This is a genomic window from Pseudomonas sp. A214, assembly GCF_900156295.1.
Taxonomy (GTDB): domain Bacteria; phylum Pseudomonadota; class Gammaproteobacteria; order Pseudomonadales; family Pseudomonadaceae; genus Aquipseudomonas; species Aquipseudomonas rhizophila.
Genome location: NZ_LT707062.1, coordinates 4,212,544 through 4,230,640 on the forward strand (window position 1 = coordinate 4,212,544; position 18,097 = coordinate 4,230,640).

The window sequence follows — 18,097 nt, forward strand, 5'->3', positions numbered from 1 at the left end:
CAGGAGGACGTACCGTGCGTAAATTAATGGGGTTGCTGTTAATCACGTTGATGGTCGGGTGCGCACAAGTCACGACAGCACCGCCTGCCCCCATCACAATCAACGGAGTCCAGGTACTCGATGGGCCTGAGACCGCCAGTTTCCTGACCACGCTTTACCATCGCAAATTTCCCAACTGCAACAATTCCGACTCGCAACCCTCGTTCCTCTGCTCGGGTGTCACCCTCAGGGTGACGGTAAAAGACCCCGAAGAACAATACAAAGTCTGGGACCCCAGCCCAACCTCAATAACCAGTGGCGGAGTGTCTTTCTCTTATCTACGGGCAGACGCCAATTTCGGGCGGCTGGCGTGGGGCCACGGCAACGGCCTTATCCTCTACCCCATCTTCGGCGCACCGCCTGACAAGATTGACCTGGACTATCTGTGCTCATACCCAATGGATGCCTGGACCTGGCACCGTACCAGCCCTTGTGGCCACCACGTGGACTATCCCGCGTTAAGCCAACTCTGCCATCTGGCCGGCGTGACCACTGCGCAACAATGGCTGGGCATATGGACTATGCCGGGGGGTAATGAACACCTGCGCCAATGCGGATTCGATGTCAACGATGACCGCAATCAACTGGCCGGACCGGCGTTCTACGCCTCGGTGCTGGGCAAGGTTCTGATAGGCGCGAGAGGATTCGCTGAGCATAACGAGATCATCATCAAGACCTGGACACCAGGACGGCCAAACACTTTCCCCATCATGGCGTTCTTCTTTGTTGCAGGAGGCACCAACGAGGGGTTGCCCGACGCTCGCTACAACCAACGCGACTTTTATAACTCCACCAATCCGAAAATTGTCGTGCCGATCATTCGTCTGACACCTGCCAACAGTGCCACCGAAAGCGCCACGTTCACCTACGTCGCGTCCGATCAGGCGGTGACTCAGTGATTCGTTCGTGCTGGGACCTACTCAGCGCAACCGCGCCATCGCCAGGGTGTCCACCCATCGCCCGTCACGCACGGCGTAGTCGCGCAGCAGGCCTTCGGTTTCGAAGCAACATCTGAGGGGCGACCCCGGGTCGTTGTAGAGCGCGGTGACCCCACCGATATGAGCTTCATTGAAGCGAGTGAGGCTGATCGAATGCTCGGACATGCGGCTCCTCCCTGGAGACCTGAAAAGGCCGTTCACTATAAGCCAGCGAACATTCAGGTATCCAGGGCCAAGCCTGTGGGAGCAAAGCTGCTCGCGATTGCGGTGATCCGATTGCATCAATACTGACTGTGCCGCCGTCTTCGCGAGCAAGCTTTGCTCCCACATGGGGTTGGGCTTGAGTGCTCTCTTCGCTACTGATGCTGCACCTGAACCATTGAGTTCACCTGCACCCGCGCGTGCATCTGCTCTGCCCCGCCACCGCGGCGCATGCCGCGTACCGGACAGGCGTCGAGGTAGTCCAGGCCGACCGCCAGTTTCAAATGCCGATCCGGACAGGTCAGGCGATTGGTCACGTCGAAGCTGTACCAGCCGTCCTCCAGCCAGGCTTCAGCCCAGGCGTGGCTCGCCAGATGACTTTCATCTTCGGTGCACAGGTAACCGGAGACATAGCGCGCCGGAACCCCCAGGCTACGCGCGCAGGCCAGAAATGCGTGGGTATGATCCTGACAAACCCCCACGCCCCCGGCGAAGGCTTCGGCGGCGGTACTGCTGACCTCGGTCGTGCCCGGGCTGTAGGGCATGCGTGCAGCCAGGCCGTTCATCAAATCGGTCAGTGCCGAGCGATCACGTCGGGCTGCGCATTGCTCCACAGCAAAGGCCGCGAGAGCATCATCGGCCTGGGTGAGGCGGCTGGGGCGCAGAAATGGCAGCGGTGACTGGCTGTCCGGCTCCATCTGCACCGCCTGATGGATTTCCACCTCGCCATAAGCCGTGAGCACCAGAGCGCCATGGGGCTCGTCCATGGTCATCACATGCAGGATATTGCCGTAGGGATCGAGCTGGCTGCGCACCAGACGTGGCAATTCCAGATGCCATTGCAGGATGCGTTGACGCTGAGTGTCCTTGGGGGTCAAGCGCAGGAACTGGATGCTGGTGCACACTTCATCGGCATAGCTATAGGTCGTGTCGTGGCGTATGGAAAGTTTCATACCACCTCCAGATAAGACTCGTGAACGGTCTGGCCCAGGTGGCGAATCTGGCCAATGAGGTCGGTCAGCCATTGATGCAGGCCCGATGCCAGGATCTCGTCGATGCCGGAGTAACGCAGCCGCGCGTTCAGTTCAGCGGCCAGGCGTTGGGCCGGGCGGCCATTGTTGCCCGGCAGGCTGGAGAGGATCTGGTCCAGCTCCTCGATACAGGCATGCAACGAGCGCGGAACGTCGGCGCGCAGCAGCAACATTTCCGAGACCTGCTCGGCGTTGGGCGCATTGCGGTAGATCTCGTTGAACGCTTCAAACGAAGACAACGCCCGCAGCAAGGCGCTCCACTGGTAATAACCGCGTGCCGAGTTGTCGCTGACCTCTTCCGACTCCTCACCAAACATTTCGTAGCGGGCGTCCAGCAGACGCAGGGTGTTGTCCGCCCGCTCGATAAAGGTTCCCAGACGAATGAATCTATAGGCATCGTTGCGCATGATGGTGCCCGACGTCGCGCCACGGAACAGGTGCGAGCGCTCCTTGACCCATTCACAGAAGTGGCTGATGCCGTAGCGGCCCAGACCATTGCTGGCAATGTTGCGCATCTCCAGCCAGGTGGCGTTGATGTTCTCCCACATATCGGCGGTGATGCGTCCACGCACCGCATGGGCATTGGTCCGCGCCGCCCGCAGACAGCTATAGATGCTTCCGGGGTTGGTTTCGTCCAGTGCGAAAAAATGCAACATGCGTTCGGTGTTCAGCGCGTCATAACGGGCGTTGTAATCGTCCAGCGTGCCGGCCGCCAGCAACGACATCGCCAGCTCGGCATGCCCGTCGCTGCGCCCGGCCTGGGGCATGAGCGACAGCGAGTAACTGACTTCGAGCATGCGCGCCAGGTTCTCGGCGCGCTCCAGGTAGCGGGACATCCAGTAGAGGTCCGAAGCGGTTCTTGAAAGCATGTCTTAGTCCTCCACTACCCAAGTGTCTTTGGTGCCGCCACCCTGGGACGAATTGACCACCAGCGAGCCGTCGCGAAGTGCCACGCGGGTCAGTCCGCCGGGCACCAGACGAGTTTCCTTGCCCGACAACACGAACGGACGCAGATCGATGTGGCGCGGGGCGATACCGCTCTCGACGAAGGTCGGGCAGGTGGAAAGGCTCAACGTCGGTTGGGCGATGTAGGCTTCGGGGCGGGCCTTGAGGCGTGCGCGGAAGTCTTCGATCTGCGCCGCTGTGGCTGCCGGCCCTACCAGCATGCCGTAACCGCCGGAGCCCTGGGTTTCCTTGACCACCAGGTCAGGCAGGTTGGCCAGCACGTGGGACAGATCCTGGGGCTTGCGGCACTGCCAGGTCGGCACGTTCTTCAGAATCGGCTCTTCGGTGAGGTAAAAGCGGATCATCTCGTCGACGTAAGGGTAGATCGATTTGTCATCGGCCACGCCCGTGCCCACCGCATTCGCCAGCACCACGTTGCCTGACCGGTAAACGGCGATCAGTCCGGGGACGCCCAACATGGAGTCGGGGTTGAACGACAGCGGATCGAGGTAATCATCGTCAAGGCGGCGATAGATCACATCCACCTGCTGGGGGCCTGCGGTGGTGCGCATGTAGACATGGTCGTCGCGCACGAACAGATCGGCGCCCTCCACCAGTTCCACCCCCATTTCACGAGCCAGGAACGCATGTTCGAAATAGGCACTGTTGAAACGACCGGGGGTCAGCACCACGGCGGTCGGGTTGTCCAGGGGGCTTGAACTCTTGAGGGTGTCGAGCAACAGATTCGGGTAGTGATCAATGGGCGCCACGCGCTGGGCGGCGAAGAGCTCGGGGAACAGGCGCATCATCATCTTGCGGTCTTCGAGCATGTAGCTCACGCCGCTGGGCGTACGCAGGTTGTCCTCCAGCACGTAATAACTGCCATCACCGTCGCGAACCAGGTCAACACCCGCGATGTGGGCATAAATGCCTCGGTGCAAGTCCAGGCCTTGCATCGCGATTTGATAACCCTCATTGGCGAGCACCTGCTCGGCCGGAATGATTTTTTCCTTGAGGATCCGCTGCCCATGGTAGATGTCGGCCAGAAACATGTTCAGGGCCTGGACCCGCTGAATGCAGCCACGCTCGACCATCTTCCATTCGCTGGCCTTGATGCTGCGAGGAATAATGTCGAACGGAATCAATCGTTCGGTACCCTGCTCGTCACCGTAAAGGGTGAAGGTGATACCGGCTCGATGAAACAGCAGATCGGCTTCGCGACGCCGCTGTTCCAGCAGCTCCAGCGGCGTGTCCGCCAGCCAGCGCGAGAAGGCTTGATAGTGCGGGCGGCAGTCACCCTTTGCATCATACATTTCATTAAAAAAAGCTTGGGGCATAGCCAACTCCCAGCCGCGTTCTACACGGCATTTTTTATCACTTCGTCATTCCAATGGTCCGGCCTTGCTTTGTTTTAATGAGCCCTGTTTTTCTGAGTACCTCGATTGCACCGGTCTCTGATCTGGCCTTTGCGTCTGGATGACGTGCGCCCCCTGATTAAATCTGCGCCGTGAATGCTCCTCTGATAACCCCGCGCTGTAGTGGCCTACTTTCTTGAGCTCTAGCAAAGGCTGTGCCTAAGCCCGGTGCACCAGGACATTGCTGGAGAAACCGTCGTAGATGTACGCCCCCGCGATATTTAGTTTCATTTTTGCGACATACGCTCCTTTATACGCTGAAACGTTTATTTCAGCTTTTTCCTACATGCGCCCGAACGAGTCGAATCGGTGCAATAAGTCAGGTAACAGGTCGGTAATGCCCCGAAAGAGGGAAATTTATACTCACCGCCCTTCAGAGCGCTCAAAAGCGACTCTCCTTTTTAAGCAAGAGACTTATCCCGCACTCAGGATTAAAGCACTCATCAGGCAGAGCGCTCAGCGATCACAGCCCCCCCCACGCCCCTCACTATCCGGCTCGGCCATTTGTCGCCTCCCTGCGAACAAACTCAAAGCAGACACTTGCGCCAGTAGTATTATGGTATACCATCATACGCACAGACCAATTCCACCCTCCTACGGAGCAGCTCATGAGTTTCGAAATTCGCAAGATCGTCAGCTATGTCGAAGAAACCTTTATCGAAGGCGGCAAGGCCACCGACAAGCCGGTGACCATGGTCGGGTTGGCGGTGGTGATGAAAAACCCTTGGCTGGGCCGTGGCTTCGTTGAAGACCTGAAACCGGAAATCCGCGCCAACTGTTCGGATCTTGGCGCACTGATGGTCGAGCGTCTGGTGGGCATCATCGGTGGCGCGGAAAAAATCGAAGCCTATGGCAAGGCCGCGGTGGTGGGTGCCGACGGTGAAATCGAGCACGCCTCCGCCGTGATCCACACCCTGCGTTTTGGCAACCATTACCGTGAAGCGGTGAAAGCCAAGAGCTACCTGAGCTTCACCAATAAACGTGGCGGCCCCGGCACCTCGATCCAGATCCCGATGATGCACAAGGACGACGAAGGTCTGCGCTCGCACTACATCACCCTGGAAATGCAGATCGAGGATGCACCACGCGCCGACGAAATTGTTGTGGTGCTGGGTTGCGCCGATGGCGGTCGCCTGCACCCGCGCATCGGCAATCGCTACATCGATCTGGAAGAACTGGCCGCCGAGAAGGCGCAGTGATCCAGCCTGGGCAACCACAATAAAAAAGGCATGCAGGAGCGCTCCATGATTCGGCTCACCGCTGAACTCACCCCGGCCGGCACCAGTTATCTGGTGACCGGCCAAGGCCAGCCCGTGGTCTTGATCCACGGCGTGGGCCTGAACAAAGAAATGTGGGGCGGCCAGATCGTTGGCCTGGCCACAAAATACCGCGTGATTGCCTATGACATGCTTGGTCACGGGGCCAGTCCGCGTCCCGAAAGCGGCGCCGGCCTGCTGGGTTACGCCGACCAGTTAGTGGAGCTGCTCGACCATCTGCAAGTGCCCCAGTCGACAGTGATCGGTTTCTCCATGGGCGGCCTGGTGGCCCGTGCGTTTGCCTTGCATTATCCGCAACGCCTGCAAGGCCTGGTGGTCCTTAACAGCGTATTCAACCGCAGCGCCGAGCAGCGTGCCGGGGTCATCGCCCGCACCGCCCAGGCCGCCGAACATGGCCCGGACGCTAACGCCGAGGCCGCGCTGTCACGCTGGTTCAGCCGCGAGTATCAGGCCGCCAACCCGGCGCAGATTGCCGCCCTGCGCCAGACCCTGGCAGGAAATGATCCTCAGGGTTACCTGACCACCTATGAACTGTTTGCCACCCAGGATATGTACCGCGCCGACGACCTGGGCAGCATCACGGTGCCAACGTTGATTGCCACCGGCGAACTGGACCCGGGCTCGACGCCGGAAATGGCCCGTGAACTGGCCGAGCGAATTCCCGGTGCAACGGTTGCCGTGCTTGACGAGCAGCGGCATATGATGCCGGTAGAATCGCCGCGCCTGGTCAACCAGTTGCTGCTGGAATTTCTCGACAGCGCAAATACCCGACAAAATCCAATAAAGGGGATCGTTGCATGACACTCGCACGCTTTTCGATGTGCATCGGCGGTGAATGGGTCGATGCCCTGTCCGGCAAGACTTTCGAAAGCCTGAACCCGGCCCTGGCCAAGCCCTGGGCCGAGTTGCCCGATGCCGACGAAGCCGATGTCGAGCGCGCCGTGCAGGCTGCACAGACGGCGTTCGAGAGTCCTGCCTGGCGTGGCTTGACCGCCACCGCTCGCGGCAAACTGCTGCGGCGTCTGGGCGACCTGATCGCTGAAAACAAAGAACAGCTGGCCCAACTGGAAAGCCGCGACAACGGCAAGCTGATCCGTGAAACCCGCGGGCAGGTCGGTTACCTGCCGGAGTTTTTCCATTACACCGCGGGTCTGGCCGACAAACTTGAGGGCGGCACCCTGCCCCTCGACAAACCGGACCTGTTTGCCTACACCGTGCACGAAGCGATGGGCGTCGTTGCAGCGATCATTCCCTGGAACAGTCCGCTGTACCTGACCGCGATCAAGCTAGCCCCGGCGCTGGCGGCCGGCAACACCATCGTGATCAAACCCTCCGAGCACGCTTCGGCCACCATCCTGGAGCTGGCTCGCCTGGCCCTGGAAGCCGGGATTCCACCGGGGGTGGTCAATGTCGTCACCGGCTACGGCCCGAGCACCGGCGCCGCCCTCACCTGTCATCCGCTGGTGCGCAAGATCGCCTTCACCGGCGGCGCCGCCACGGCCCGGCATGTGGTGCGCAGCAGTGCTGAAAACTTCGCCAAGCTGTCGCTGGAGCTGGGCGGAAAATCACCGAATATCATCTTCGCCGACGCCGACCTGGACAGCGCCATCAATGGCGCGATAGCCGGGATCTACGCCGCATCGGGACAGAGTTGCGTCTCTGGTTCGCGACTGCTGGTGCAGGATGAAATCTACGATGAGTTCGTCTCGCGCCTGGTAGAGCGGGCCCAGCGCATCCGCATCGGCAACCCTCAGGAAGATGCCAGTGAGATGGGCCCGATGGCCACCGCGCAGCAACTGGCAGTGGTCGAAGGTCTGGTGGCCGACGCTATCGCTGAGGGCGCTCGTCTTCGCTTGGGCGGCAAGCGCCCAGCGAACCTGGGCGAAGGCTGGTTCTACGAGCCGACCTTGTTCGAATGCGACCGCAACTCCATGAAGATCATGCAGGAAGAAGTGTTCGGCCCGGTGGCGTCGGTCATTCGTTTCAAGGATGAAGCCGAGGCATTGGCGATTGCCAACGACTCGCAGTTCGGCCTCGCCGCCGGTATCTGGACCCGCGACCTGGGCCGCGCCCATCGCCTGGCCCGGGACGTGCGTTCGGGGATCATTTGGGTCAACACTTACCGCGCGGTCTCGGCCATGGCGCCCATTGGCGGCTTCAAGAACAGCGGCTACGGACGCGAGAGCGGCATCGATTCGGTGCTCGCTTATACCGAACTCAAAACGGTGTGGATCAATCTCTCTCAGGCGCCCATGCCTGACCCGTTCGTGATGCGCTAGGAGTCCTGAGAAATGATCGAGCCCGGCATTTACAAAGAAGTCATGAGTTCGTTCCCATCCGGCGTCACGGTGGTGACCACCCTGGACCCAGACGGCAACATCGTCGGCATCACCGCCAGCGCCTTCAGCGCGCTGTCGATCGACCCGGCGCTGGTGCTGTTTTGCCCCAACTACGCCTCCGACACCTACCCGATCCTGCGTGACAGCAAACAGTTCGCGATCCACCTGCTGTCCGCCGACCAGACCGCCGAAGCCTATGCCTTCGCCGGAAAAGGCAAGGACAAGGCCAAGGGTATCGACTGGCACCTGAGCGAGCGCGGTAACCCGCTGCTGAGCAAAGCCACAGCGATCATCGAGTGTGAACTGTGGCGCGAATACGATGGTGGTGACCACGCGATCATCGTCGGCGCGGTGAAAAACCTGATCCTGCCCGAGCAGCCGGTGACGCCGATGATCTACCACAAAGGCAAGCTCGGCCCACTGCCGGTGCTGGCCTGAGTCTTCCGGGCGCAGATCCAATGTGGGAGCGCCCCATTTTCTCAGGAGCCGGCATGAGCCAAGCAGACGTGCAACTGCACAACCAACCTCTATCGACGATGTTGAGAGCCACCACGATGAGCAACGACAAATATGAACAAGGCCTGAAGATCCGCACCCAAGTGCTGGGCGAGGACTACGTCAACCGCTCCATCGAGAACGCCGACGATTTCACTCGCCCCTTGCAGGAAATGGTCACCGAATACTGCTGGGGCCATGTCTGGGGCCGTGAGGGTTTATCGCTCAAGGAACGCAGCATGATTAATCTGGCCATGATCTCGGCGCTCAATCGTCCGCACGAACTCAAGCTGCATGTGCGTGGCGCCTTGCGTAACGGCCTGAGTCGTGAGCAAATACGCGAAATTCTGCTTCAGGTCGGCATCTATTGCGGCGTCCCTGCTGCCGTAGACAGTTTCCGGCTCGCCCGTGAAGCCTTCGCCGAAGCCGATGCCGAGGCCTCCAGTTAACCCTCGGCTGTTTGATCTGAGCGGGCAAGCCTCTTGCCCCTTCTGCATGGACAGCCACATTACAGAGCGGACCCGATGAAACGCCTGCCACTCGACGACAGCTTCAAGGTCAATCGCAACCCCGTTACCCTGCGCGAAATCGTGCTGGATAAACTGCGAAGCGCCATCATGAATTTCCAGCTTCTGCCGGGAGATCGTCTGGTCGAACGCGATCTGTGCGATCGCCTGGGCGTGAGCCGCACGTCGGTGCGCGAAGCCTTGCGTCACCTCGAATCCGAAGGGCTGGTGGAATTCGCCGATGCCAAGGGCCCACGAGTCGCGATCATCACGTTGGCCGATGCCGGCGATATCTATGAACTGCGCTGTGTACTCGAGGGTTTGATCGTTCAGCTGTTCACCCTGCGGGCCAAGGCCAAGGACATCAAAGCGCTGGAAAAAGCCCTGGAGGAGAACCGCAAGGCCCTCAAGGACGGCGAACTGCAACAGGTCATCGATTCAGTACAGGGTTTCTACGATGTGCTGCTGGAAGGCTCCGGCAACCATGTTGCCGCCACTCAGTTGCGCCAGTTGCAGGCCCGGATCAGCTATCTGCGGGCGACCTCGGTGTCCCAGCAGAACCGTCGCGGTAGCAGCAACCAGGAAATGGAACGCATGGTCGAGGCAATCAAGAGTGGCGATCCGCTGGCCGCCCACCAGGCTTGTGTCGACCATGTGCGCGCCGCCGCCAAGGTCGCCCTGGAGTACCTCAAGCGCCAGCAGGAAGAAACCGGCGACATCCCTGAAATCACGGCGCCCATCGCCCTGAAAGAACCTCGCATAGGTCGCTGATCATGTTCAGCCCCAGCTTTTGTCCAAGGTGCGGCGGCAGCGACTTGAGTCACCGCCTGCCAGCGGGCGATACCCACGAACGCCTGATGTGCGGTGGCTGTGGCTATATCCATTATGTGAATCCGAAGATCATTGCCGGCTGCATCATCGAGCAGGACGGCAAGTACCTGCTGTGCCAGCGCGCAATTCCTCCGCGCCCCGGCACCTGGACGCTGCCGGCGGGCTTCATGGAGGGCGGTGAGACCACCGAGCAGGCGGCACTGCGCGAAGTCTGGGAAGAGACCGGCGTTCGCGCGGACATTCTCTCGCCCTACTCGATCTTCAGCGTGCCGAAAATCAGCGAGGTGTACATCATCTTTCGCGCCATCGCGCTGGAGATCACTGGCCAGTTCGGCCCGGAAACCCTCGCTTGCCAGTTCTTCGCCCCTGAAGATATTCCGTGGGACAGTATTTACTACCCGGCCATCCGCCAGATCCTCGAACGCTACATCGAGGAACGCCAGGCCGGGGTCTACGGCATCTACATTGGCAACGACGACAGCGGCAAGATTCATTTCATCCGCTGACAGGCCTCAGGGCGCAATACCCTCGACGATGATCACCTCAGCCTTGGCTACGTCCAGGCGATAGCGCTTGGCCGCCTGATACTGCTGCGAGTGATAACAGGCCAGCGCCTGCTCGTAAGAATCGAACTCGATCACCACGCTGCGTTGCGGCGTGGCCCTGCCTTCCATCGCCTTGCTACGCCCGCCCCGGGCCAGCATCCGTCCGCCATACAGAGCAAACGCCGCTGGCGCCCGCTGGGTGTATTGGCTGTATTGATCGGGGTCGGTGACATCTACATGAGCAATCCAGTACGCCTTCATAGTGACCTCTCGGTTTATTTTGTATTATGGTATACCAGGTATTTTAACCTGACACCGAGAATTCCAGCATGGCCTTCAACAGCATCGAAGAAATCATCGAAGACTACCGACAAGGCAAGATGGTGCTCCTGGTTGACGACGAGGATCGGGAGAACGAAGGCGACCTGTTGCTGGCCGCCGACCGCTGCAGCGCCGAAGCCATCAGCTTCATGGCTCGCGAAGCGCGCGGATTGATCTGCCTGACCTTGACCGACGAACACTGTCAGCGCTTGGGCCTGGAGCAAATGGTGCCCAGCAATGGCAGTGTCTTCAGCACCGCCTTCACCATATCCATCGAGGCGGCCGTTGGCGTGACTACCGGCATATCTGCTGCCGACCGCGCGCGCACCGTTGCCGCGGCGGTCGCTGTCGGCGCCGGTCCCACAGACCTGGTGCAGCCGGGCCATATCTTTCCGTTGCGCGCCAAGGAAGGTGGCGTGCTGACCCGCGCCGGTCACACCGAAGCCGGTTGCGACCTGGCGCGCCTGGCAGGCTTCACACCGGCGTCGGTGATCGTCGAAGTGATGAACGACGACGGCACCATGGCCCGCCGTCCTGACCTTGAGATTTTTGCCCACAGGCACGGGATCAAGATCGGCACCATCGCCGACCTGATCCACTACCGCTTGAGCACCGAGCACACCGTGGTGCGCATCGGTGAACGCGAATTGCCCACGGTGCACGGTACCTTTCGCTTATTCACCTTCGAAGACCGCATCGAAGGCGGCGTGCACATGGCGATGGTGATGGGCGATATTCGCCGGGAAGAACCGACCTTGGTGCGAGTGCACGTGATCGACCCGCTGCGGGACCTGGTGGGTGCCGAATACAACGGGCCTTCCAATTGGACGCTGTGGGCGGCCCTGCAACGGGTCGCCGAAGAAGGCTGCGGCGTGGTGGTCGTACTGGCCAATCACGAATCGTCCCAGGCGTTGCTCGAGCGCGTACCGCAGCTGACCCAGCCGCCACGCCAGTTCAGCCGGTCGCAATCACGCATCTATTCTGAAGTAGGCACCGGTGCGCAGATTCTCCAGGACCTGGGCGTCGGCAAGTTGCGGCACCTGGGGCCGCCGCTCAAATACGCGGGGTTGACGGGGTATGACCTGGAGGTGGTGGAGAGTATTCCCTTTACCGGATAAGCATGAGGCATCACCGTCCTCTGTGGGAGCGAGCCTGCTCGCGATAGCGGTAGACCTATCGGTCTCAAATGTTGACTGACACACCGCTATCGCGAGCAGGCTCGCTCCCACAGAGAGTGCAAAAAATCCCGGCCAGACAGATAGCCGGTACGGCAAAATGCTTGCAGAAAGTTTGGAATACCATAATATGATATTCCATAGACCGACCACTCCAGCCAAGTGCGCCCAGCGGGCAAGCACACAAAACCAGCCCTTGGCCCGGTCGCCTGCAAGGCCAGATGGACCTGAAGCTCCCGATAAGCGGGTAAACACAAGCCCGCTCAATAAACACAACAATGAGGGCGTGAAAATGGTGTTGAAGAAAAGTGCAGCCGCAATTTTTTTTGCAGGTCTGCTGAGCGTTACCAGCCAGGCATCGATGGCGGCCGAAAGCATCAACTTCGTCAGTTGGGGCGGCAGCACCCAGGACGCCCAGAAGCAGGCTTGGGCCGCCCCGTTCAGCAAGGCCAGCGGCATCACCGTGGTCCAGGATGGTCCGACCGACTACGGCAAACTCAAGGCCATGGTCGAAAGCGGTAACGTGCAGTGGGACGTGGTAGATGTCGAAGCGGACTTTGCCTTGCGCGCCGCCGCTGAGGGTTTGCTCGAACCCCTGGACTTCTCGGTCATCGAACGCGACAAGATCGATCCACGCTTCGTGTCCGATCACGGCGTCGGCTCGTTCTACTTCTCGTTCGTCCTCGGCTACAACGAAGACAAGCTCGGTTCCGGTAAACCTGAGGACTGGTCCGCGCTGTTCGACACCAAGACCTACCCTGGCAAACGCGCCCTGTACAAGTGGCCAAGCCCTGGCGTGCTTGAACTGGCTCTGCTGGCCGACGGCGTTGCAGCGGACAAGCTTTACCCGCTGGACCTGGACCGCGCCTTCAAAAAACTCGACACCATCAAAAAAGACATCGTCTGGTGGGGCGGCGGTGCCCAGTCCCAGCAACTGCTTGCCTCCGGCGAAGCCAGCATCGGGCAGTTCTGGAATGGCCGTATCTATGCGCTGCAGCAGGACGACGCCCCCGTCGGCGTAAGCTGGAAACAAAACCTGGTCATGGCCGACATCCTGGTCATTCCAAAAGGCTCGAAAAACAAGGCCGCGGCCATGAAGTTCCTGGCCAACGCCAGCAGCGCCAAGGGCCAGGCGGACTTTTCCAACCTGACCGCTTACGCGCCGGTCAACGTCGACAGCATCGCACGCCTGGATTCGGTGCTCGCTCCCAACTTGCCGACCGCCCACGCCAAGGATCAGATCACACTTGATTACGCGTACTGGGCCAAGAACGGTCAGGACATCGCGACACGGTGGAACGAATGGCTGGTGAAATGAAAATTTCGGCAACGGCAACCCCTCGCACCGGGAGCGCCCCTGGCGCTGCCGACGCGGCAACCGCCAAGGCAGCGATGGTCGCGCAAACGCCGTCGCTGGCACAGCGCTGGCGCGGGGCCGGCAATCTGCTCCCCGCCCTGCTGTTCCTGGGCCTGTTCTTCCTGGCGCCGTTGATTGGGTTGCTGCTGCGTGGCGTGCTGGAACCGGTGCCCGGGCTGGGCAACTACGAGCAATTGTTCGCCAATTCGGCCTATGCAAGGGTGTTGTTCAACACCTTTTCGGTAGCCGGGCTGGTGACGCTGTTCAGCCTGTTGCTGGGCTTCCCCCTGGCCTGGGCCATCACCCTGGTGCCTCGAGGCTGGGGCCGCTGGATGCTGAACATTGTCTTGCTGTCGATGTGGACCAGCCTGCTGGCCCGTACTTATTCCTGGCTGGTGCTGCTGCAAGCCTCCGGGGTGATCAACAAGACGCTGATGGCGCTGGGCATCATCGACCAACCGCTGGAGATGGTGCACAACCTCACCGGCGTGGTCATCGGCATGAGCTACATCATGATCCCATTCATTGTCCTGCCGTTGCAGGCGACCATGCAGGCCATCGACCCGATGATCCTGCAAGCCGGCTCCATCTGCGGCGCCAGCCCGTGGACCAACTTCTTCCGGGTGTTCCTGCCGCTGTGCCGGCCGGGTCTGTTCTCCGGCGGGTTGATGGTGTTCGTGATGTCGCTCGGTTACTACGTGACCCCGGCGTTGCTGGGCGGTGCGCAGAACATGATGCTGCCCGAATTCATCATCCAGCAGGTGCAGTCGTTCCTCAACTGGGGCCTGGCCAGTGCCGGCGCTGCCTTGTTGGTGGTGATCACCCTGGTGTTGTTCTACTTCTACCTGAAGCTCCAGCCGGAATCCCCGGTGGGTGCCAGCAACGCGAGGTAAGCCGTCATGCTCCTGACCCCCAATGCCATGAGCCGGCGCATGCGGTTCGGTCTGTACTTCACCACTGGCCTGATTGCGCTGTTCCTGCTGTTGCCGATCGTGTTCATCGTGCTGCTGTCGTTCGGTTCGTCCCAGTGGCTGGTCTTCCCGCCACCGGGCTGGACATTGAAATGGTACGGCCAGTTTTTCTCCAATCCCGACTGGATGAGCGCGGCATTGACCAGCCTCAAGGTCGCGGTACTGACCACCGTCTGCGCTGTGGCCCTGGGCCTGCCGACCGCATTTGCCCTTGTACGTGGACGCTTCCCCGGCCGGGAAATGCTCTACGGCCTGTTCACCCTGCCGATGATCGTGCCACTGGTGATCATCGCAGTGGCGGTGTACGCGCTGTTTCTCAAACTCGGCTACACCGGCACGATGTTCGCGTTCGTGGTCAGCCACGTCATCGTCGCGCTGCCGTTCACCATCATTTCGATCATCAATTCGTTGAAGCTGTTCGACCAGTCCATTGAGGACGCTGCGGTGATCTGCGGCGCCTCACGCCTGCAAGCGGTGTTCAAGGTGACCTTCCCGGCGATCCGCCCAGGCATGGTCGCCGGTGCCCTGTTCGCGTTCCTGGTGTCGTGGGACGAGGTGGTGCTGAGCGTCATGATGGCCAGCCCGACCTTACAAACCCTGCCAGTAAAGATGTGGACCACCCTGCGCCAGGACCTGACGCCTGTGATCGCCGTCGCTTCGACGCTGCTGATCGGCCTCTCGGTTTTGGTGATGGTGATCGCCGCCGCCCTGCGCCGGCGCAATGAAATCAGCGCCTGAGCGCCTAGGAGAACACGATGAGTGCCGTCAAAGACCCCGCACAACAGAACAACAAGACTCTGGTCAGCCTGCGCAACCTGAACAAGCACTACGGCGACTTTGCTGCCGTGGACGACATTTCCCTGGACATCCAGGACGGTGAATTCCTGACTTTTCTGGGCTCCAGCGGCTCGGGCAAAAGTACCACGCTGTCGATGCTGGCCGGGTTCGAGACCCCCAGCAGTGGCGAGATCCTGGTGGACGGCAAATCCCTGGTAAACGTTCCACCCCACAAACGCGACATCGGCATGGTGTTCCAACGGTATTCGCTGTTCCCGCATTTGTCGGTGCGTGACAACATTGCCTTCCCGCTGGCGATCCGCAAACTGGCCGCTGCTGAACGTGATCGTCGCGTCGACGCCATGCTCAAGCTGGTGCAGCTTGATCAATTTGCCCACCGCCGCCCTTCGCAACTGTCCGGCGGCCAGCAGCAGCGCGTGGCGATTGCCCGGGCGCTGGTCTACGAACCACGCATTTTGCTGATGGACGAGCCTCTCGGCGCCCTGGACAAAAAGCTTCGCGAAGACCTGCAGGATGAACTGCGTCAGTTGCATCGACGCCTGGGCATCACCATCGTCTACGTCACGCACGACCAGGAAGAAGCCATGCGCCTGTCCCAACGCATTGCCATCTTCAGCCACGGCAAGATCGTCGGCCTGGGCAGCGGCTACGACCTCTATCAGAACCCGCCGAATGCCTTTGTTGCCTCGTTTCTAGGCAATTCCAACTTTCTCAAGCTCAAGGCCCAGGGCAACGCGGTGGCGACGTTTGAAGACCAGTCCTTGTCCATTCGACTGACCACCGGTCTGCAAAGCGATCAGGCTGTATTGCTGATGGTGCGCCCGGAAAAAGCCTTGGCCCTGAGCGTCGAACAAGCCGCCCAGGAGCCCTTGGCGGCCGGCTGGAATGAGGTCTCGGCCAAGGTCGTCGAGGTGCTGTTTCTCGGTGAGAGCCAGACCTGCAGCGTGGTGACTTCGGGCGGCACTGCCATGACGGTCAAAGCGCTTTCCGCCGCCGGCATGCCCCTCAAGACCGGCGACCCGGTGCGCGTGCGCTGGGCCACGACCGATGCGTGCGTCTACACCCAATGGGCCGAAAGCGACCTCAACAAGGCCGCCGGGGCTCATTGAGGAACCGCGTCATAACCGAATTGCGTACGAGGACTGCTAAATGATCGATGCCAGCGTTTACAAACAAGTCATGGGCTCGTTTCCGTCCGGTGTGACGGTGATCACCACACTCGATGACGACGGGCACATCGTGGGCCTCACCGCCAGCGCCTTCAGCTCATTGTCGATGGAGCCGGCCCTGGTGCTGTTTTGCCCCAACTACAGCTCCGATTCCTATCCGGTGCTGATCAAGAACAAGCGCTTCGCCATTCACCTGCTCTCCGGCGGACAACAGAACGAAGCCTACGCATTCGCCCGCAAAGGCAAGGACAAAGCCGAAGGCATCGAATGGACCCTGAGCGAGTTGGGTAACCCGCTGCTGAGCAACGCCACCGCCATCATTGAATGTGAACTGTGGCGCGAATACGAAGGCGGCGACCACGCCATTATGGTCGGGGCCGTGAAGAACCTGATCGTGCCGCAACACACACCGGGGCCGCTGGTTTACTGCCACGGCAAGATGGGCGCCCTGCCCGTCCTCGCCTGAACCGATCGCCAACCATAAGAGAAAGCGCCATGAAATTTTCCCTGTTCGTACACATGGAGCGCTGGGACGAAAGCGTCAGCCATCGCCAGTTGTTCGAAAACCTGAGCGAGCTGACCCTGATGGCCGAGGCCGGCGGTTTCAGCACCGTGTGGATCGGCGAGCACCACGCCATGGAGTACACCATCTCGCCAAGCCCGATGCCATTGCTGGCATACCTGGCCGGCAAGACCACCACGATTCACCTGGGCGCAGGCACCATCATCGCGCCATTCTGGCACCCGCTGCGGGTGGCCGGCGAATGTGCGTTGCTGGATGTGATCAGCAATGGCCGCATGGAAGTCGGTCTGGCCCGGGGCGCCTATCAAGTGGAGTTCGACCGCATGGCTGGCGGCATGCCCGCCTCCTCCGGCGGCCAGGCTCTGCGGGAAATGGTCCCGGTGGTGCGTGCCCTGTGGCAAGGCGACTACGCCCATGACGGCGAAACCTGGAAATTCCCCACCTCCACCAGCGTGCCCAAGCCGATTCGCAAACCCCACCCACCGATGTGGATCGCCGCCCGCGACCCGGACTCCCACAACTTTGCCGTCGCCAATGGTTGCAACGTCATGGTTACGCCGCTGATGAAGGGCGATGAAGAAGTCCTGGACCTGAAGAACAAGTTCCAGGCTGCCCTGGACAACAACCCTGACGTGCCGCGTCCACAACTGATGGTGCTGCGTCACACCCACGTGCATGCCGCCGACGATCCCGAAGGCTGGAAAATCGGCGCTCAGGCGATCTCCAAGTTCTACCGCACCTTCGACGCCTGGTTCGGCAACAAGCAAGTTCCGGTCAACGGCTTTCTGGCACCAAGCCCGGAAGAAAAATTCGCCGAGCGTCCGGAGTTCCAGCTGGAGAACATTCGCAAGAACACCATGATCGGCACCCCGCAGCAGATCATCGAACGGATCAAGTATTACCAGGAACTGGGCGTGGATGAGTTCAGCTTCTGGTGCGACAACAGCCTGTCCCATGCCGAGAAGAAGAAGTCCCTGGAGCTGTTTATCCAGCAGGTGGTGCCAGCCTTCAATTGATATCCAACCCTGGAATCCCCCGGGGTCAGTTCCACCGTCATCGCGAGCAGGCTCGCTCCCACAGGGGGTCTATGGCGTTCACATAATGAGTGAACACCCGCGGCCAATGTGGGAGCGAGCCTGCTCGCGATGGCGGCCTGACTGAGACAACGATGTCATATCTGCCAAATTCCCCCACTTCCCCGTCGCCGCCCCGCAAACCTCT

At 60.5% G+C, this 18,097-nt stretch carries 19 protein-coding genes and 1 pseudogene; 15 read left to right on the forward strand and 5 right to left on the reverse strand.

What is annotated here, in order from left to right; all coding sequences use genetic code 11:
• Positions 1-14 precede the first annotated feature (14 nt).
• Positions 15-938, forward strand: coding sequence for a hypothetical protein (locus BW979_RS18775; RefSeq protein WP_052915293.1), 924 nt, complete (start codon positions 15-17; stop codon positions 936-938).
• A 21-nt stretch (positions 939-959) separates the two neighbouring features.
• Here BW979_RS18775 and BW979_RS27875 read toward each other — a convergent pair.
• The 4 genes and pseudogenes from BW979_RS27875 to BW979_RS18795 form a co-directional block, all read right to left on the reverse strand.
• Positions 960-1,043: pseudogene (locus tag BW979_RS27875) on the reverse strand (GNAT family N-acetyltransferase); the annotation flags it as partial.
• Positions 1,044-1,333: 290 nt separating this feature from the next.
• A complete protein-coding gene (locus BW979_RS18785) occupies positions 1,334-2,131 on the reverse strand; it encodes a transglutaminase family protein (protein WP_047226610.1) in 798 nt (265 codons plus the stop codon).
• Positions 2,128-3,078: an alpha-E domain-containing protein gene (locus tag BW979_RS18790; protein WP_047226611.1), complete on the reverse strand. Its 951-nt coding sequence runs from the start codon at positions 3,076-3,078 to the stop codon at positions 2,128-2,130. Before BW979_RS18790 ends, BW979_RS18785 begins: the two co-directional genes overlap by 4 nt.
• Before the next feature lie 3 nt (positions 3,079-3,081).
• Complete coding sequence (locus BW979_RS18795) at positions 3,082-4,491, reverse strand: circularly permuted type 2 ATP-grasp protein (RefSeq protein ID WP_076385079.1); 1,410 nt, start codon at positions 4,489-4,491, stop codon at positions 3,082-3,084.
• 686 nt (positions 4,492-5,177) lie between these two features.
• Between BW979_RS18795 and BW979_RS18800 the strand changes: the two genes are divergently transcribed.
• The 7 genes from BW979_RS18800 to BW979_RS18830 all read left to right on the forward strand — a co-directional run bounded on the left by BW979_RS18800 (position 5,178) and on the right by BW979_RS18830 (position 10,523).
• The gene (locus BW979_RS18800) at positions 5,178-5,768 is read left to right on the forward strand and encodes an amino acid synthesis family protein (protein WP_047226613.1); all 591 of its coding nucleotides are present in this window, start codon (positions 5,178-5,180) and stop codon (positions 5,766-5,768) included.
• 45 nt (positions 5,769-5,813) lie between these two features.
• The gene (locus tag BW979_RS18805) at positions 5,814-6,647 is read left to right on the forward strand and encodes an alpha/beta fold hydrolase (RefSeq protein ID WP_047226614.1); all 834 of its coding nucleotides are present in this window, start codon (positions 5,814-5,816) and stop codon (positions 6,645-6,647) included.
• Positions 6,644-8,125 (forward strand): aldehyde dehydrogenase, encoded by a 1,482-nt coding sequence (locus BW979_RS18810; protein WP_047226615.1) that lies wholly within the window; start codon positions 6,644-6,646, stop codon positions 8,123-8,125. The genes BW979_RS18805 and BW979_RS18810 overlap by 4 nt, the downstream gene beginning before the upstream one ends.
• Before the next feature lie 12 nt (positions 8,126-8,137).
• Complete coding sequence (locus BW979_RS18815) at positions 8,138-8,623, forward strand: flavin reductase family protein (RefSeq protein WP_047226616.1); 486 nt, start codon at positions 8,138-8,140, stop codon at positions 8,621-8,623.
• A gap of 116 nt (positions 8,624-8,739) precedes the next feature.
• A complete protein-coding gene (locus BW979_RS18820; protein ID WP_047226643.1) occupies positions 8,740-9,129 on the forward strand; it encodes a carboxymuconolactone decarboxylase family protein in 390 nt (129 codons plus the stop codon).
• A gap of 75 nt (positions 9,130-9,204) precedes the next feature.
• Entirely contained in the window at positions 9,205-9,957 is a 753-nt protein-coding gene (locus BW979_RS18825; RefSeq protein WP_047226617.1) for a GntR family transcriptional regulator, read from the forward strand.
• A 2-nt stretch (positions 9,958-9,959) separates the two neighbouring features.
• A complete protein-coding gene (locus BW979_RS18830) occupies positions 9,960-10,523 on the forward strand; it encodes an NUDIX hydrolase (RefSeq protein WP_047226618.1) in 564 nt (187 codons plus the stop codon).
• 6 nt (positions 10,524-10,529) lie between these two features.
• On the opposite strand, the gene BW979_RS18835 is transcribed toward BW979_RS18830, so the two are convergent.
• Positions 10,530-10,823 carry a DUF1330 domain-containing protein gene (locus BW979_RS18835; protein WP_047226619.1) on the reverse strand — a complete coding sequence of 98 codons (294 nt, stop codon included), beginning with the start codon at positions 10,821-10,823 and terminating at the stop codon, positions 10,530-10,532.
• A 68-nt stretch (positions 10,824-10,891) separates the two neighbouring features.
• On the opposite strand from BW979_RS18835, the gene ribBA reads away from it, so the two are divergent.
• From ribBA to BW979_RS18870, 7 genes are all read left to right on the forward strand, one after another.
• A complete protein-coding gene (gene ribBA, locus BW979_RS18840) occupies positions 10,892-12,001 on the forward strand; it encodes a bifunctional 3,4-dihydroxy-2-butanone-4-phosphate synthase/GTP cyclohydrolase II (protein WP_076385081.1) in 1,110 nt (369 codons plus the stop codon).
• Between the two features lie 349 nt (positions 12,002-12,350).
• On the forward strand, positions 12,351-13,376 hold the full coding sequence (locus BW979_RS18845; protein ID WP_047226621.1) for an ABC transporter substrate-binding protein: 1,026 nt from the start codon (positions 12,351-12,353) through the stop codon (positions 13,374-13,376).
• Positions 13,373-14,308 (forward strand): ABC transporter permease, encoded by a 936-nt coding sequence (locus BW979_RS18850; protein ID WP_076385083.1) that lies wholly within the window; start codon positions 13,373-13,375, stop codon positions 14,306-14,308. The genes BW979_RS18845 and BW979_RS18850 overlap by 4 nt, the downstream gene beginning before the upstream one ends.
• 6 nt (positions 14,309-14,314) lie before the next feature.
• Positions 14,315-15,124, forward strand: a complete 810-nt coding sequence (locus BW979_RS18855) for an ABC transporter permease (RefSeq protein ID WP_053125546.1) — start codon at positions 14,315-14,317, stop codon at positions 15,122-15,124.
• A gap of 17 nt (positions 15,125-15,141) precedes the next feature.
• A complete protein-coding gene (locus BW979_RS18860) occupies positions 15,142-16,293 on the forward strand; it encodes an ABC transporter ATP-binding protein (RefSeq protein WP_076385085.1) in 1,152 nt (383 codons plus the stop codon).
• 40 nt (positions 16,294-16,333) lie between these two features.
• A complete protein-coding gene (locus tag BW979_RS18865; protein WP_076385087.1) occupies positions 16,334-16,819 on the forward strand; it encodes a flavin reductase family protein in 486 nt (161 codons plus the stop codon).
• A gap of 29 nt (positions 16,820-16,848) precedes the next feature.
• On the forward strand, positions 16,849-17,892 hold the full coding sequence (locus BW979_RS18870) for an LLM class flavin-dependent oxidoreductase (RefSeq protein ID WP_076385089.1): 1,044 nt from the start codon (positions 16,849-16,851) through the stop codon (positions 17,890-17,892).
• Positions 17,893-18,097 lie beyond the last annotated feature (205 nt).

Excerpts from the sequence above, each read along its gene's own strand:
- BW979_RS18835 (WP_047226619.1), bottom strand. The coding sequence starts at position 10,823 with ATGAAGGCGTACTGGATTGCTCATGTAGATGTCACCGACCCCGATCAA.
- BW979_RS18860 (WP_076385085.1), top strand. The coding sequence starts at position 15,142 with ATGAGTGCCGTCAAAGACCCCGCACAACAGAACAACAAGACTCTGGTC.
- BW979_RS18820 (WP_047226643.1), top strand. The coding sequence starts at position 8,740 with ATGAGCAACGACAAATATGAACAAGGCCTGAAGATCCGCACCCAAGTG.
- BW979_RS18785 (WP_047226610.1), bottom strand. The coding sequence starts at position 2,131 with ATGAAACTTTCCATACGCCACGACACGACCTATAGCTATGCCGATGAA.
- BW979_RS18865 (WP_076385087.1), top strand. The coding sequence starts at position 16,334 with ATGATCGATGCCAGCGTTTACAAACAAGTCATGGGCTCGTTTCCGTCC.
- BW979_RS18815 (WP_047226616.1), top strand. The coding sequence starts at position 8,138 with ATGATCGAGCCCGGCATTTACAAAGAAGTCATGAGTTCGTTCCCATCC.
- BW979_RS18830 (WP_047226618.1), top strand. The coding sequence starts at position 9,960 with ATGTTCAGCCCCAGCTTTTGTCCAAGGTGCGGCGGCAGCGACTTGAGT.
- ribBA (WP_076385081.1), top strand. The coding sequence starts at position 10,892 with ATGGCCTTCAACAGCATCGAAGAAATCATCGAAGACTACCGACAAGGC.
- BW979_RS18825 (WP_047226617.1), top strand. The coding sequence starts at position 9,205 with ATGAAACGCCTGCCACTCGACGACAGCTTCAAGGTCAATCGCAACCCC.
- BW979_RS18845 (WP_047226621.1), top strand. The coding sequence starts at position 12,351 with ATGGTGTTGAAGAAAAGTGCAGCCGCAATTTTTTTTGCAGGTCTGCTG.
- BW979_RS18790 (WP_047226611.1), bottom strand. The coding sequence starts at position 3,078 with ATGCTTTCAAGAACCGCTTCGGACCTCTACTGGATGTCCCGCTACCTG.
- BW979_RS18850 (WP_076385083.1), top strand. The coding sequence starts at position 13,373 with ATGAAAATTTCGGCAACGGCAACCCCTCGCACCGGGAGCGCCCCTGGC.
- BW979_RS18805 (WP_047226614.1), top strand. The coding sequence starts at position 5,814 with ATGATTCGGCTCACCGCTGAACTCACCCCGGCCGGCACCAGTTATCTG.
- BW979_RS18855 (WP_053125546.1), top strand. The coding sequence starts at position 14,315 with ATGCTCCTGACCCCCAATGCCATGAGCCGGCGCATGCGGTTCGGTCTG.
- BW979_RS18800 (WP_047226613.1), top strand. The coding sequence starts at position 5,178 with ATGAGTTTCGAAATTCGCAAGATCGTCAGCTATGTCGAAGAAACCTTT.
- BW979_RS18810 (WP_047226615.1), top strand. The coding sequence starts at position 6,644 with ATGACACTCGCACGCTTTTCGATGTGCATCGGCGGTGAATGGGTCGAT.
- BW979_RS18870 (WP_076385089.1), top strand. The coding sequence starts at position 16,849 with ATGAAATTTTCCCTGTTCGTACACATGGAGCGCTGGGACGAAAGCGTC.
- BW979_RS18795 (WP_076385079.1), bottom strand. The coding sequence starts at position 4,491 with ATGCCCCAAGCTTTTTTTAATGAAATGTATGATGCAAAGGGTGACTGC.